This is a genomic window from Nostoc sp. UCD121 (genome assembly GCF_014222285.1).
Lineage (GTDB): Bacteria > Cyanobacteriota > Cyanobacteriia > Cyanobacteriales > Nostocaceae > Nostoc.
This window is the reverse complement of sequence record NZ_JACKZS010000032.1, coordinates 15,587-31,224: the sequence shown is the minus strand read 5'-3', so window position 1 is coordinate 31,224 and position 15,638 is coordinate 15,587. Positions and strand designations below refer to the sequence as shown.

The window sequence follows — 15,638 nt, the reverse complement described above, 5'->3', positions numbered from 1 at the left end:
GAGTACCTTTGACCATTGCCAGTATCTCACTCAATTCGTCACTCAGCGAGCAAGCTTATCAAGGCAGCATTTTAATTGTTCTGCCAAGGTATAAACATGTGGTTTTGCAAGCATTGTGTAATGATCTCCTGGGACAGTATGGATCTCTATTAAGCCAGAAACAAACTTTTCCCAACCTAACCCAAACTCAGAAATAGGATACTCGAAATCGTCAGAAAAAGACTCACTTGGACGAATGAGAGTAACTTGGTTTCCATAAACCTGAGGTTTATAATTAAGCATAGATTCCATATTGGCTTTAAAAACCTCTAGAAGACGCTGAATCTGTGTTAATCCAACATCTGGAGGTACAAGGTTGATCGTCCTCGCCTGTTCCAAAACGTAGTCTAATTGCTCATCGGGTCTGAGCCGCCGAATTTCCTTAGGCGATAAAGTGAGTGTCTTCCCAAACCTACCTCCTAGATCCTTAACAAACCAAGCCATAAGTGTCGCATCATCAACCTTTACTTTGTTAACTGGTACTCGACTATCTAGCAAAGCGAGTAACGCAACCTCTTGACACTGCTTATGCAGTTGCTGGGCCATTTCAAAAGCTACAAAGCCTCCCATAGACCAGCCAGCTAAAAGGTACGGACCCTCAGGCTGTATGTCCCGGATCGCGTCGATGTAATAAGTTGCCATATCCTGAATTTGCTTAAAAGGTTTTGTTTCCCCCTGAATACCAGCTGCTTCCAGCCCATAGAATGGTTGTTCAGGTCCAAGATGGCGAGCTAAATCAAGGTAGCACAGAACATTTCCACCAACTGGATGTACAAAGAATAAAGGTCGCTTTGAACCAGCAGGATGAATCTTTACTAATGGAGATTGAGTCTCAGGGGCAGTTTGCTGGTTTAACCGACTAGCTAAATCTTCTATAGTTGGTGCTTGTAAGAGTGTAGATAGAGACAGCTCCCGCCCAAACAGTTTTTGAATTTGAGTCATGAGGCGTACAGCTAGAAGGGAATGACCTCCAAGATCGAAGAAGTTGTCATTGACGCTAATAGCACGCTTATCTAACAAATCTTCCCATATCTGTGCAAGTTGAAATTCCAGGGTGTTACGAGGCGAGACAAATGCTTTTTCCCGTTCAGAACTATTTGCTTCAGGTGTAGGAAGTGCTTTGCGATCTACCTTACCGTTAAATGTTAGAGGCAAAGTATCTAACAAAATAAAGGCGGAAGGCATCATATACTCAGGCAACTTCCCTTCCAAGAAACCACGTAGCTGATTAACATCTAGGGCTGTATCAGGAATAGAAACAACATAAGCTACCAATCGCTTGCTATCCTGAAATTCACCCAATGCCGTTACTACTACAGCACGCACTGCTGGGTGCTGCTCCAAAGCAGTTTCAATCTCTCCCAATTCAATACGGTGCCCCTGAACCTTAACTTGAAAATCCTCCCTTCCGAGAAACTCGATATTGCCATCAGAAAGGTAGCGCCCTAAATCTCCGGTCTGGTACAAATATTCTCCTGTTTGGGGATGCTTAATAAAACGGGCGCGGGTCTTTTCCTCATCTTGCCAGTAACCTTTTGCTACCCCTCTTCCCCCAATATAGAGTTCACCTGTCACCCAGACTGGGCAAGCTTCCAGCATCTCATTGAGTACATAAAAACTTTGGTTTAGCATCGGTCGACCATAAGGGATGCTTTTCCAAGCCGGATCGATATCTTCAATTGGATAAAGGATAGACCAAATAGAAGCTTCAGTAGCACCTCCTAGACTAATTACTTGGATGCCTGGAACTAGGGATGTGATCTGATTTGGTAAACTAACTGGTATCCAATCTCCACTTAGAAGCACCAGACGCAAATTGGAAGGGATTTTTTCTAGCCTGCCGTCTGCATATTCTACCAACATCTGCATTAGGGCTGGCACTGAATTCCAGATCGTCACTTTTTCTCTTACCAGCAATTCTGCCCAATGAGCAGGATCTCGCACTGCCTCAGCCTGGGGAATGACGATTGTTCCTCCAGCTGCCAGCGTGCCAAAGATGTCGTAAACTGATAGATCAAAACTTAATGAAGATATAGCAAGTACCCGATCTTCGGGCCCAACACCAAAGCGATGGTTGATGTCATAAATAGTATTAACAGCACCGCAATGATCGATCATCACACCTTTAGGCAGCCCTGTAGAGCCGGATGTGAAAATAACGTAGGCTAAGTCCTCTGGTTTCTGAACTGGTTTTAAGGGTCGGTCGTCTATTTTCTCTAAGTCTGCGCTGTCTACACAAAGCCTCTGGATGCCATCAGGCCACTCCAATTTTTTGTCAAGCCAAGATTGAGTCAGAACCAGCCCGACCTCACTTTGCCCGATTAGATACCAAAGTCGCTCTTTAGGAAGCGCTGGGTCGATAGGCAAATAAGCTGCTCCCGACTGGAGAACCCCCAAAACGGCCACAACTTGCTCCCAACCTTTCTCCATGACTACTGCCACCAAAACATTGGCACGGGTTCCCAACTGTTGCAAGCATCGCCCTACCTGATTGGAGCGACTGGACAATTGCTCATAGGTCAAAGTCCGGTGGGAAGAAATAACTGCTGATTGTTGCGATCGCAGAGCCACCTGTGTCGCAAACAAGGTGTGAAGCATCCCTGTTGGTATAGGTGCTTGGGTAATATTGACATCCGTTTGCTGCTCAAGTCGTGCTAGTTGCATCAGCTGTCGCGCAGTTTTTTGCCAAGCATCTTTCTCATCTGCCAAACGATGTAGGAAACTACAATATGTGCTGAACATATTATCCAAAAGACCCGGAGGAAAAATTTCCTCTAAGGCATCCCAAATCAAGACTAAAGCCCCACCTTTCTCTACAACTTGATGATCTAGCCAAACTTGGGGAGTCTGTACGCAAGTGTATATTACTTTAGATACCCATTCTGTAGAAGCAGCTTGTTCTTCCCGCAAATTCAGGCCGCTGGCAAAGACTACAGGCATTGTAGCTTTCAAAGTTCCACCATGAGTTCGGTTTAATTCCCGCAGAACTCTTACACCACTGACATAACTGTTCTCCAGATCATCCCAAAGTTGTTTTTGAAGGCGCTGAACTCGAGAGACAAAGCTATCCTGTAGAGAATTGTCCACCTCCAGCAAGTTTGTGTTGACAAAAGAGCCGAGAATGTCCTTGACTTGTGGATGCAAAGGACGACGATTGTACAACATGAGGTTGATGCTAAAAATCGGTTCCTTACTCCAAATAGTAAGAACTTCGGCATAGGCAGCACATAATACAGATGTGGGTGTAAGATTTTCTTCTGAGGCTCTATTCTTCAACTTTAGCCAGGTTTCTGGCTCTAATATTGCTTTGCGGTGAACAAATTGAGGATGAGTTACTGTACTTGGATGCTTGGCTAGAGGTATTTCTGGGGCAGGAGGTAAAGTTGTTAAACGATTCCACCAATAGTTTTGAGATTTCCGATATATTTCCGAATTTTGTAATGCACCTAATGCTAAAGTATAGTCCCGATATGAGATATCCAGTGGTGGTAGAGAATAATCGGGATTTTGATATAGTGCTGCCAGTTCTTGTAGCAGAATATTAAAACTCCATCCATCTATAATCAAGAGGCTAAAGTTGAAATGAAGTCGGACTTGTTGATTGTCGAGTTGGTGAGCTAAAACTTTAAACAACGGCCACCGATCTGTGCTTGGGCCTTGATGAGACATCTGCTGACGGACACTCTCTAATACAGATTCTACGAACAGAGTTTTTTGTCCCCGCAAATCTCGAACTTCAATTTCCAAAGGAGGCACTTGCTCCAGAATTTTTTGCTGGCCATCTGGTAGGACAATAGCTCTCAACATACTGTGCCGTTTAATCAAGCGCTGCCAAGCCAGGTTAAATTTTTCCAGGTTAAAATCTACAAATTCAAACTCTGTATAGTAATGAGCCGCAACATTACCCAGTTCAAAGCTATCACTTTGACCCAACCAGTATGCCTGTTGCATATCGTTAAGTGGAAAGGGTAAATACTGTTCATCTGGTGCATATACTATAGATGGAGATACAGAAGAAACAGAATCTTGATTATTGCTTTGACGCAGCAGTGTCAGAATTTCCGCTTTGTGTTCGGCAAAGTAGGCACGTAGTGTAGGTGTTAGCGCTCCCTTGGGAGAACGGTATCGTAATTGTTCACCATCAACCCATACCTGCACACCTAGTTTAGAAATTTCCGTCAAAATATTAGTTGTCGTCATAGTTCTCCTTCCTCCCAGTTGTCACCAGTTGTTATTAGTGTTAGTTGTTCAAGTACCAGCATTGCAAGACGAGATACACTGTTACTTGGTAAATCAGTAATGCTTACAGGTATCCCTAAATTGATTTCAATTTGGTTTTTTAGATCAAGAGCCATTAAGGAATCAACCCCTAAGTTATTGAGAGATTGCTGCATATCCAGTTCGTGTGGAGAAAGTCTCACCACTTTGCATACTTGTTCACGCAGATAACCCTCAATCCATAACTGGCGTTCTTCTAGTTGTGTAGAAAAGACTAAATTTTGGCTAAAATGCAAGTTTGTGAGTGAGCTATCAATTGGTAGCGAGTTATGATGCTGGACTTGCTCAAAGTTATTGTTTAAATGCTGATTGAGATGCTGCACAGACAAATCAGCTGATGTACAACTTTCTGGGCTAGTTACTGACATTGACAAACGAGCCACCAAAATATGTTGTCCTAAAATGGCTGCTGCACAATTAAGTTCAGGTAAAACTATTACCTCCTCAAACCCATGAGTTAGTAGAGTCTTTTTCCACTGCGGCACTGATAGCAGTGGTTGATCCTGTCGGTACTCATCTTCATAGCGCTGCCAACCTTCAAATAAACTGGATGTAATATCAAGCCAAGATTGATGCTCAGTGATCTCCGAAATCAATAGGATACCATTGGGGGCGAGGAGAGACTGAATATGTTGTAAGGTTTCTCCTAAATTTTGAGTTGCGTGTAAGACATTAGCTGCGACAATTACATCAAAGCTGTGGCGATCATAGCCTTGCTCTTGAGGATTCTGTTCAATGTCTAGCAGCCCATAATGGATAAATGGATAATCCTGAAACTTCTGCTGAGAGCGAGTAAAGAAAAACTCAAAGAGATCTGTATAATAGTAGCTCGTTTTATCGGGTGGTAAAACTGGTAACAAAGATGCAGTAGTGCCTCCCGTTCCACTACCAACTTCAAGAATCCGCAGATTTTTCTCGTTGGAAAAGCTTTTCACTACTGATTCCAATACTGCCTTAGCGATACCATTGAAGTAGCGAGCTTCAGGTGAGTACTGATAAATACCTTCTGCTGTTTCAAAAGAACCGCCAGGAAATAGCAAATTTACTGGCTTTACCTCACCAACAAGTATAGCTGCAAGGTTTTGACCACAGCGCTGCATGAAGTCAAATGCATAAGTAGAATCAAACCACTGCTTTTTTGCTTCAGTTGCAAGAGAATCAAGCGATATTATCGGTAGTGGGAGAAGACCAACAAAAACTTCTTCTTGTTGCTGTAAAAACCCTTCTTTTGCCAACCTCTCTAGCCAACGATGCAGAAGTTTTCGATAAATAGGTAAAATTTTGAATTGATGCAGCAAGGTATCTGCAGAATAACTAGAACTGGGTTTAATGTCAACGCCTAGATCGTGGAAAGCGCTGACAATGTAAGCAGTGACCAAGCGATCCATAAATTGGGATTTGACGTCGTATGTATTTAAGTCCAAATCTAACGGCCCCATCAGGGACTGTTGACGACCAGCTTCTACTAGTGATTCCCAAAAAGGTTGATTTTCTGATTTTGTAGGCGTAGGCTGATTTGATTGAATTTCTTCTAACCAAAACCGTTCTCTTTGCCAGGGATAAGTTGGTAATGGCAGACGAGTGCGGGGGTAGTCATGGTCAAATCCAACCCAGTCTACATTTACGCCTGTGGCATATAATGCACCTAGACTGTTCAAGAGTATCTGCCAGTCATCTTGACCTTTCTTCAGCGAAGGCAACCAAGTACCAAAACCCTTTGGTAAACAGCGTTTGCCCATGCTCAACAATATAGAATGCGAACCTAACTCAATAAATAGGTCATAGCCCTGCTCAAAAATAGTTTGCATTCCCCTCTCAAATTGCACTGGCTCTCGAACATGACGGCACCAGTAAGTTGCATCAGGTATTTCTCCTGGTTGGAGAGATTTCCCCGTCAAGTTGGAAATCAGGGGAATACAAGGAGCTTGAAACTGTACTGACCGCAAGGACTGTTCAAAACTATCAAGCATTGGTTCCATCAATGATGAGTGGAAGGCATGAGGAATACTCAAATACTGGAAGCCAATATTTTCTGATTTTAACTTTTGCAGTACGGACTGTACAGCCTCTTTTTTCCCTGCGATCGTGATATTTTTCGGAGCATTTAAAGTAGCAATTGCAACACGATCTTTGAAAGGAGCGATCGCATCCGCTACCTGCACTTCATCGGCGAATACCATCGCCATAATTCCATTTTGAGGCAAAGCTTGCATCAGTCGTCCCCGCTCGACTAATAGCTTAAGCCCATCTTTGAAACTGAAAACACCTGCAACACAAGCAGCCGCATATTCACCCAGACTATAGCCCATGACCAAATCTGGTACAATCCCCCAAGAGCGCCATAATTCAGCTAAAGCATATTGCAAAGCAAATAATGCAGGTTGAGTGTATGCAGCTTCATCTAAAAGATTTGGGGCATCAGCTACTGGATAAAGTACAGACAAAAGTGGCTGCGGTAAATAAGAGCGCAACAGTTTATCACACTGATCTAATATCTGACGGAATTTGGGCTGAGTATTATAGAGATGGCGTCCCATATTTACATAATGAGATCCCTGACCTGTGAAGAGGAAGACTATTCTCGAATGCTTGCTGTTGTTGGCTTTTCTACTCACTAGTCCAGAAGTCTCTTTTCCGGTTGCAAAAGCGCCTAGTTGTTCAGCTAACTGTATGTGAGATTCAGCAACAACTGCAAGGCGGTGGGTAAAATGAGAGCGCCCTGTATTAGCCGTAAAACAAACATCGGCTAGTGAAACTGAATGATCGCATGTTAAATAAGTTTTATAACTTTGCGCCAGTGCCTGTAAAGCCGTTTCGCTTTTTGCCGATAGAGTAAGCAAGTGCTGGGAGCGTTCAAATTCATGGCTTCTAAGTGGTTGTACTGTTATTTCTTCCACAACCACATGAACATTGGTACCGCCAAAGCCAAAGGAACTTACTCCAGCGATCGCTGCACCCGCAACCTCAGACCATGTACCCAGAGTTTGCTGAACTTTTAAAGGAATCTCGTCAAAAGGAATATAAGGATTTGGTTCCTGAAAATGCAGACTTGGAGGAATTTGCCGATGTTTGAGTGACAATGCAACTTTGATTAAACTAGCAATACCTGCTGCTGCCTCTAAATGTCCAATGTTTGTCTTGAGTGAACCAACAGCGCAGTAATTCCCAGGGGTACGTTCATTTGCCAGAACCGATCCTAGAGCTTTCATCTCAATTGGATCGCCTAACAGAGTACCTGTACCATGAGCCTCAACATACTGGACTTGCCCTGGCGAAACCCCAGAACGTCGGTAAGCTTCTCGCAGCACTGCTTCTTGGGCCCATCGATTAGGAGCCATCAGCCCATTGGTACGACCATCTTGATTAATTGCACTGCCACGGATGACAGCATAAATCAGATCGCCGTCTGCTTTCGCCTGTGATAAAGGCTTGAGAATAACCACACCAGCTCCCTCACCTCGAACATAACCATTTGCTTTAGCATCAAAGGTTTTGCAACGACCATCAGGAGACAAAGCACCTGCTTTTGTCATCCCAATGTTTCCTTCTGGCGAAAGAATTAAATTGACACCCCCAGTGATCGCCAGAGTAGATTCCTGATTCCACAAACTTTGACAGGCAAGATGTACCGCAACAAGTGAGGAGGAACAAGCTGTATCAATGGCCATACTGGGCCCGCGTAGTCCAAAGAAATAAGAAATGCGGTTAGCCACGATCGATGACGATGTGCCGCTACTGGTATAAGCACCAATGCTATTAAAATTTCGCCATGCTTGTAAATAGTAATCATGAGAACCGACACCTACAAATACACCAGTAGATGTATCTGTTAGACGATCGGGCACAATCCCCGCATTCTCTAAGGCCTCCCAAGCTACTTCCAGCAACAATCGCTGTTGGGGATCTATAAAGTTTGCTTCCTTGGGAGTAATTCCAAAAAAGAGAGGATCGAACTGATCTACTTGCTCTAAAAAACCGCCCCAACGGTTATTTATTTTACCTAGTGTCTCTGGATTTGGATCGTATAAGGTGTTTATATCCCAACGATTTGCTTGAACTTCGGTGATCGCATCGATCCCGTTTTTCAGAAGTTTCCAAAAGTCCTCTGGGTTGTTAGCGCCAGGGAAACGGCATCCGATGCCGATGATGGCAATAGGTTCCATAGCAATATGATTTTTTCTCATCTATGTTTAGTTAACTATCAACTCCCAATCTGAGTAGCAATTGTTTATTAATTGAAGGCTATGGGCAGAGCTTTTAAGGAGCGTAAGCTCATGATCTCGTCCCACTCTACTGCGTTACTTTGGAGCTTCAAATTGGGCATCCGTTCCAGGAGAGTGTTAAAGACAATCTCCGTCTCAAGCCGGGCTAGTGCAGCACCTAAGCAAGTGTGAATGCCATTGCTAAAAGCGATGTGCCGATTCTCACGTCTGGTAATGTCGAGCCGGTCGGGGTCGGGGAACTGATCTGGATCTCTATTAGCTGCCCCCAAGTGAACTATTACCATCTGACCTTTACGGATTATGCTGTTACCAAACTCAATATCTTCCAGCGCTGTCCGCCACCATAATTGGACTGGGCTTTCGTAGCGTAGTAGTTCTTCAATGGCGCTTTGAATCAGCGTCGGATTCTGTTTGAGTTTGTTAAGCTCGTCGGGATGACGTAGCAAAGCCAACAAACCATTACCAATTAGATTCGATGTGGTCTCGTGACCTGCGGCAAACAAAAAAATGCAAGTCGCTATCAATTCGTCTTCACTGAGCATATCACTTTGTTCTCTAGCGACAATCATGGCGCTGAGAAGGTCTTGCTGGGGATGATTCCTTCGTTCTGTAATCAAATGACGCAAGTACTCAATGAACGTCATAATACTGCTATTGACTTGCTTGAAAAGATCCAGTGTCATCACGGGATCGAGGGTACGCGAGATATCGAACGACCACTGCTTGAGCCGATCGCTATCCTCAACAGGCACTCCTAGCATCTGGGTGATGACAGTAATGGGTAGTGGGTAAGCAAGATCAGCAATCACATCCATGACTCCAGCATCCTGTACTCGATCCAGCAGTTGATTCACAATGTCTTGGATATGCGGACGCATCGCCTCGATACTTCGAGGGGTGAATGCCTTGCTCACTAGCCCCCGCAACCGGGTGTGATAAGGCGGATCTTGGTTAGTTATCCATTTACTGACTAGTTGTGCCAGAGGGCTGAATTCTACATGCTCCCGCCGAATATATCGTTGCTCATAGCCACTCCAATTACGAAGATCGGAGCTGAAACGAGAATCACGAAGAAGAGTGAGGTTGTCAGCGTAGCGAGTAATCACCCAAAAGCCTAAATAGCTCCAGTGTATTGGATCTTTGGAACGGAGTCGGTGGTAGAATGGATAAGGATCAGAGCGAAATTCGGGCAAAAAGGGATTAAACAGGGCTGTTCCTATGAAACCATTTTTGTTAGTACCACTCGTGCTGATAACGTCTTGCATTGAATTACTAATGACTCCATTTATTTAAACTTTTTTTTCAATGATTTTGGATTCTGAGTCCGAGAGACGGCATTCCTTAGCTAAGTACTTGGTAAGAGCCTCAATGCTGGGATAATCCCATAACAAGGTGGCTTCCAGTTTAAGTCCAAGTAAAACTGCTAAGTCATTTGTGAGGCTGACTGCGATCACTGAATCCATACCATAGCGAGCGAAAGGCTGCCCAACATCTATATCACCAGGCTCGACTTTCAGATACTTCGCTAATTGGGAAGCTAACCAGGCTTGAATAAACTCTTCAGTGTGAAGCTGTTTTTGTGAATTTACTAGTTCGTTGGTGTTGTCAATACACAAATTGGGAAGTAGCTCTTTGGGAGCTTTAATTTGTTGTTCCAAAGATTCTACTTGTGCCAGCAAATGTTGTAATTTTACTTGAGGTGGAGGATTTTCAAGCCAATCCTCTACCACATCTAAGCTTCCAGCCAGAAAAGCATTTCGGCACGCATGACGCTGAATTTTTCCGCTAGAAGTTTTCAGAATGCTACCAGGCTTTAATAGTAAAACGGCATAAATTTGTAGTTCATGATATTCAGCCACAGCTTGGCGAATTGCCTCAATTGGCGTTTCTTTAACCATAGGCTGATGGCTTTTAGGATTAACGTTTGGTTCAACTCCTATTTGACCTTGATTTTCTGGGTTACTCTTTTTTTGCTTACGGCGTTGTGTTATGTAACTACGGTCAACTTCAACAGCAACAACTAAACGCTCTTCACCAAAAACATCTACAGAAAACGCAGCACAAGCACCAGGTCTTAATAAGGGATTGCTCTGTTCTACTGTGATTTCAATATCTTGAGGATAATGGTTACGACCTCGAATGATGATCAGATCCTTAATCCGACCGGTGATAAATAACTCACCATTATGTAAAAATCCTAAGTCGCCAGTACGCAGAAACGGACCTTCACCAGTATCTGCTAGATATTCATGGAAAGTACGTTCTGTATCTTCTGGTCGATTCCAATAACCTTGAGCCAGACTTGAACCGGAAACCCAAATTTCTCCAACCTGTTCAGGTGAACATCGGGTTAACAATTCTGGGTTAGCGATCGCAATTTTTTGATCTAACCATGTTTGACCACAGCCGACAATTGTTGTGGTGTTTTCTTGTTCAGCAGCTTTTACAACCACCTGATTTTGCTCAAGTGCTGTGCTTTCAAGATGTTGAAGTACGGGAGAATGTGTTTTTAACTGTCCAGAAACAAATAAAGTTGCCTCAGCCATGCCATAGCAGGGATAAAATGCCTCTTCTCGAAAGCCATAAGGCTTAAAAGTAGTTGCAAACTCCTTTAGTGTCTGAGCACGAATAGTTTCAGCCCCGTTAAAAGCTACTTCCCATTTACTGAGGTCAAGACTCTCACATTGCTCTGGCGTAATCTTGCGAACGCACATATCATAAGCAAAATTAGGGCCACCACTAGTAGTCGCTTTATAGGAGGAAATAGCCTGTAGCCAGCGAAAAGGCTTCTGAAGAAAAGCAATTGGCGACATGAGAATGCAAGGTATACCCAAATACAGGGGTTGCAGTACATTTCCAATTAATCCCATGTCATGAAATAAGGGCAACCAACCTACAAAGATAGTTTTCTCTGTATGTCCAAATGCCATCTTGACCATTCGCTCATTGTGTAGCAAATTGCCATGACTTACGATTACGCCTTTCGGTGTACCTGTAGAACCAGAAGTGTATTGTAGAAAAGCTAATGTATTTTTGCTAAATGACAATTTTCGCCAATCTGATGCTCGCTCATTAGTAATTGTATCGGTGGCAAGCCAATGCAACTTTTGCAATACCGGATTTTGAGCAACCTGATGCTCCACGTTACTTAATACAGATGTAGTAGTGAGTACAATGGTTGCTTGAGCATCAGCTATAATCGCCTGTAGCCTTAACATTGACTGATTAGCTCGGGGTGGATAAGCAGGAACAGCCACAAAGCCAGCATACAAACATCCAAAAAAACCAACGATGAATTCCAGACCAGGTGGATATAGTAACAAGGCACGAGAGCCAACATCTCCTAGAGACTGTAGTGTTGAAGCGATCGCTTTAGCTTGCTGCTCTAGCTGTCTGTAAGTCAGATGAACCTCTTGTGTCTCACCATCGACTAAGAATGTATAAGCCTTCTGATCTCCCTGGTAACTTGCTCTCCAACTCAGAATTTCGATTAAGGTGGAATGCTCCACAGGTGCCTGTGTCTTAATCAGTGTGATATCGAAACTTGTCTTCATATTCATAAAATGCTACCTAAGTTAATCGCAGCTTTGTCTATTTTTATTTCCTGTTACTGCATAAAATTAGGGTTAGTGGTCTGTCAAATTCATTTTGACGTTAGACAGATGCGATAAATCGCCGTCTCTACAAAAAATTTATTTGTCAATTAGTTCTTGACAGACTACTAGTCCTAAAATTTTCTGTTATTGTTTACAGTTCAAAGAAAACTTCTGTGCTTGCTTGCGTTTGAGCGCTGAACCTAAACCTAAAGCCCCAAGACCTAATAATGAAAGTATAGATGAAGGCTCAGGAACGGCTTTTGGTGAGACATAGCTTTGTGTCTTTTCCCAAACTTCTGTCCCAACTAATCACCCTATAGCTTCACCCACTACATGCCCATCTTCAAAGTGAATGCCACCGTAGAGCCGAGATAGACCTGCCTCCTCTGCGGCATCCGAGAATATGTCCCATGAAAGCGTCACATTAGTTGCAGGCCCTTTTTCAATTAACGAAGTACCTGCATCAAATGTGTGCGAAAGGCCAAAAGCATCACTACCTGTAAGTCCGTAAATGCAATCATCCTAAATTAGGTAATCTGTACCTGAAAGTTCAACCATTTGTAGTTCATTAATTGCTATTGGGGTTATCTGGTGCATGAAGTCACGCAAAAAAACTAGACAGTAAGAATCTTGTTAAATTAAGGCATCCACACAATAAATTTGTGATTGGGCGATCACTGTTGGTTATTGATACGAGGGTTAGCACCCCATTTCAATTACTGTACCGTATTTGCTGTGCTGTTTCTTAAACCCTTTGCCAGCAAGTCTTTCAAGACTTAACGGGAAAAGTCAGGTACGAGAACCAGTGCGTTGCTATAACGAAGGTTCAGCTTCATCTGATGAAGGTTCAACTAACAAAGGTTCATTTATCAAAGATTGCTTGAGCGAAGATTGGTCTATCAAAATCAAAGGTCGGTCTATTGTCTGATCTACCTCTTGAGCGAACGATTTAATTACGCTGTTCCCCACTTGTCTACCTAATTGGATATCGGGATCTTTTGTGAGGTCTATAGCAAAAGTACCTTGAGAAGTAGTGACAGTATTGCGCCTTACTTTACTGTCTATTATTATAACATCTTGAGTTGTAGGTGTTTTGCTTGTTACTGGTATCTGAGTTACTCCAGAGGATGGGACATGAACCCCGCCAAAAATGCGGCTTGCAGCATTGTCCTCTATTGCCTCAGAAATGGTGTTGTACGTCAAAGCCTGACCTGGTAAGTCTTGCGAAGGAACTGTAAAAGGTGTGTTGTCCCCGAAGAAGTTAATCAATACTTGACCTGCTGCCGAACCAAATGCAGCATGTCCTGAGTTGTAGTCTGGGAACGGTGGGGTTAAAGGAGTATTAAAGAAGTTTTCAGGCTGATGATACGATAGCAGGGGTAGCCAGTTCACATCACGAACTACTCCGGCTGACACATCGAAGCTATTGTTTTGGCGGATTGCTTGAATTGGTCGCAATTGATTGTAAAAATACTTAGAATCCCACGTCAAAATACCCACATCAGCTTGTGCAAGGTTTAGTTGAGCAAACAAGAGGGCGTTCTGAGATAGATTATTGCCCCTATTCAAAGAGATTTGTTCTGCATACTGGTTCCACTGACCGGGAGGTCTGAAGGTATTTGGACGATCAAGTGCCCAGAACATAGCATTTTTCGTTTGGTTAGAAGTGCGAGTAATTGTAGTAACGCTAGTGTTCGAGAAGGCTCCTACCTGCCGGATAAGATTCTCTTGGTCTGCCAACTGTTGGCTACCAAATGGTATTGGGCCAGACAGTCCGAACTGTAGCAGGCGAGCTCTAGGATTTGCTGGATTGCGATCGGGTATATCAGGTGAAAAGGGAAGAACTGATCCCCACCCTGGCAATAATGCAGGTGTAAAATCGGGGAAAGTTGGTCGCCATTCGCCTGCGCTATTTCCTCCCGTATAAGGTATCTGCGCCTGAGCCAAACCATCGTTTCTCCGCAAGGCTAGTATTATCCCAGCAACTTCCTTTCCTATAGACCTACCGTTGCTCTTAGCCGTACCATTCGGTATTGCTGCCAAAGACGTTTTTAGCTGTTGGTCGAGTAGATTTCTTATAGCTGTTTTAGCTGCTTGAGTTTGTGCTGAATCTTGTGGTGTTGCAACAGTAAATAGATTAAGTAGCGTTGTATACGCTGCTTGGACAGATGCTGCTGATGCCGACGCACCGCCCATAAGCCGAGGATCAGAGGGACTTATCCTCACAGCGTAAGGCCGACCAATCCGGTTAATGGCGTTTACAGCATCATAAACTGCCAAGTGAACGATCGCCTGATTGCGCGCTCCTATTGGGGGTGCAGTCCCACCTCTGGCTGTAAGAACGCCATTTGCATCACGGGAAATTCCTGAAACAAGGATGGAATTCAGAAGAGCTGCATTCCAAACAATTACAGGATCACCAGCATTAACCAACCGACTGACTACTTTACCGTTTGTAGTCGCTTGGGGGATGGTGGTGTCAACCTCAGCAATCAGCTGGTATGCTCCAGGTGCTACAACACTTGGACTACGGAAGGCAGAACTAGTAAAGTCCACGGTGACGGTTTGGGAAGCACCAGGAGATAAACTAACACTTGGAAGACTTTGAGTTCCGAGCAGTTCATCTGTGCCTACCAAAGGGGAATTTGATGTGGTACCCAAAGTCGATACTGAAGTGATGACTCTAGGGGTACTGAGGGGGTTTTTATCGAGGATTGAATCCGGGGATACGTATATATTGAGATTTAAAGCTCCTTGAAAAATTGCCGTGCCGTTATTAGTAACAATCAGGTTAAATCGACCTTGTTTAACTGCTTCCCCTAACAGCGTAGGTCTCTGAAATTTACTGTTGCTAAATCTAATTTGGATATCTGGTATTGGCTTGGTTGTCTGAGCATAAGCTGCTGGGATAAACGCTGTACCAATTACAGATGCAGTGACCGCACTCTTGATAGAGAACGAGAGAAAGTGGAAGATTGTATTTAGCTGAGAGTTTGCCATGAGTTTGTATTATTTTTTCGCAGAATATATACATGAAGTAGAAATGTTGAATATTGGTATACAACTTGAAATTTTTAGTTAGAGTAACTCTAAAAAGCCTAAAATAGCCAACATAACATCATCTCCTAAAACCTGTGAAAATAACTGATTTTCTGAGACATATATGATTGTAAATAGCGCAATTCATCTAATAGTGTATGTCCCCATTGTGCAAGAATAGATAAAAACTTTAAGATCAAATAAGCTATCAAATTAACGTAAATTTGTATGGTGATAACATTGACATTTTGGTAATGAATTTGTCAAACATTAAGTGCATTTTTAAAAACTTCAAAATCAAGGAACTAATTATCGGTAAGTAGTTTTACTGTTGCCGATGCCTATGAGTTACACAATATCCGACATCTTCATGCTACACATCTACCTTTTATGCTTGTTTGCGTGCAGTTTTCATACCTGGAGAATGCAGGAACATGATCGCCTGATTGCAGAAAACTGCATA

General features: G+C 43.3%; 5 protein-coding genes and 2 pseudogenes. All 7 read right to left on the bottom strand.

Annotation, left to right across the window (positions count from 1 at the left end):
- Positions 1-42 precede the first annotated feature (42 nt).
- On the bottom strand, positions 43-4,239 hold the full coding sequence (locus tag GNF10_RS09720) for a non-ribosomal peptide synthetase (RefSeq protein WP_185586853.1): 4,197 nt from the start codon (positions 4,237-4,239) through the stop codon (positions 43-45).
- Entirely contained in the window at positions 4,236-8,501 is a 4,266-nt protein-coding gene (locus GNF10_RS09715; protein ID WP_185586850.1) for a type I polyketide synthase, read from the bottom strand. Before GNF10_RS09715 ends, GNF10_RS09720 begins: the two co-directional genes overlap by 4 nt.
- Before the next feature lie 47 nt (positions 8,502-8,548).
- Entirely contained in the window at positions 8,549-9,805 is a 1,257-nt protein-coding gene (locus tag GNF10_RS09710; RefSeq protein WP_185586848.1) for a cytochrome P450, read from the bottom strand.
- 24 nt (positions 9,806-9,829) lie between these two features.
- On the bottom strand, positions 9,830-12,100 hold the full coding sequence (locus tag GNF10_RS09705) for an AMP-binding protein (RefSeq protein ID WP_260445972.1): 2,271 nt from the start codon (positions 12,098-12,100) through the stop codon (positions 9,830-9,832).
- Positions 12,101-12,280: 180 nt separating this feature from the next.
- A pseudogene (locus tag GNF10_RS09700) lies at positions 12,281-12,388 on the bottom strand (PEP-CTERM sorting domain-containing protein); the annotation flags it as partial.
- A gap of 561 nt (positions 12,389-12,949) precedes the next feature.
- Positions 12,950-15,136: a vanadium-dependent haloperoxidase gene (locus tag GNF10_RS09695; RefSeq protein WP_185586846.1), complete on the bottom strand. Its 2,187-nt coding sequence runs from the start codon at positions 15,134-15,136 to the stop codon at positions 12,950-12,952.
- A gap of 125 nt (positions 15,137-15,261) precedes the next feature.
- Positions 15,262-15,476 (bottom strand): annotated as a pseudogene (locus GNF10_RS09690) (IS4 family transposase); the annotation flags it as partial.
- Between the last annotated feature and the right edge of the window lie 162 nt (positions 15,477-15,638).

Coding starts and splice junctions, on each gene's coding strand:
- GNF10_RS09695 (WP_185586846.1), bottom strand. CDS start 15,136: ATGGCAAACTCTCAGCTAAATACAATCTTCCACTTTCTCTCGTTCTCT.
- GNF10_RS09720 (WP_185586853.1), bottom strand. CDS start 4,239: ATGACGACAACTAATATTTTGACGGAAATTTCTAAACTAGGTGTGCAG.
- GNF10_RS09705 (WP_260445972.1), bottom strand. CDS start 12,100: ATGAATATGAAGACAAGTTTCGATATCACACTGATTAAGACACAGGCA.
- GNF10_RS09715 (WP_185586850.1), bottom strand. CDS start 8,501: ATGAGAAAAAATCATATTGCTATGGAACCTATTGCCATCATCGGCATC.
- GNF10_RS09710 (WP_185586848.1), bottom strand. CDS start 9,805: ATGCAAGACGTTATCAGCACGAGTGGTACTAACAAAAATGGTTTCATA.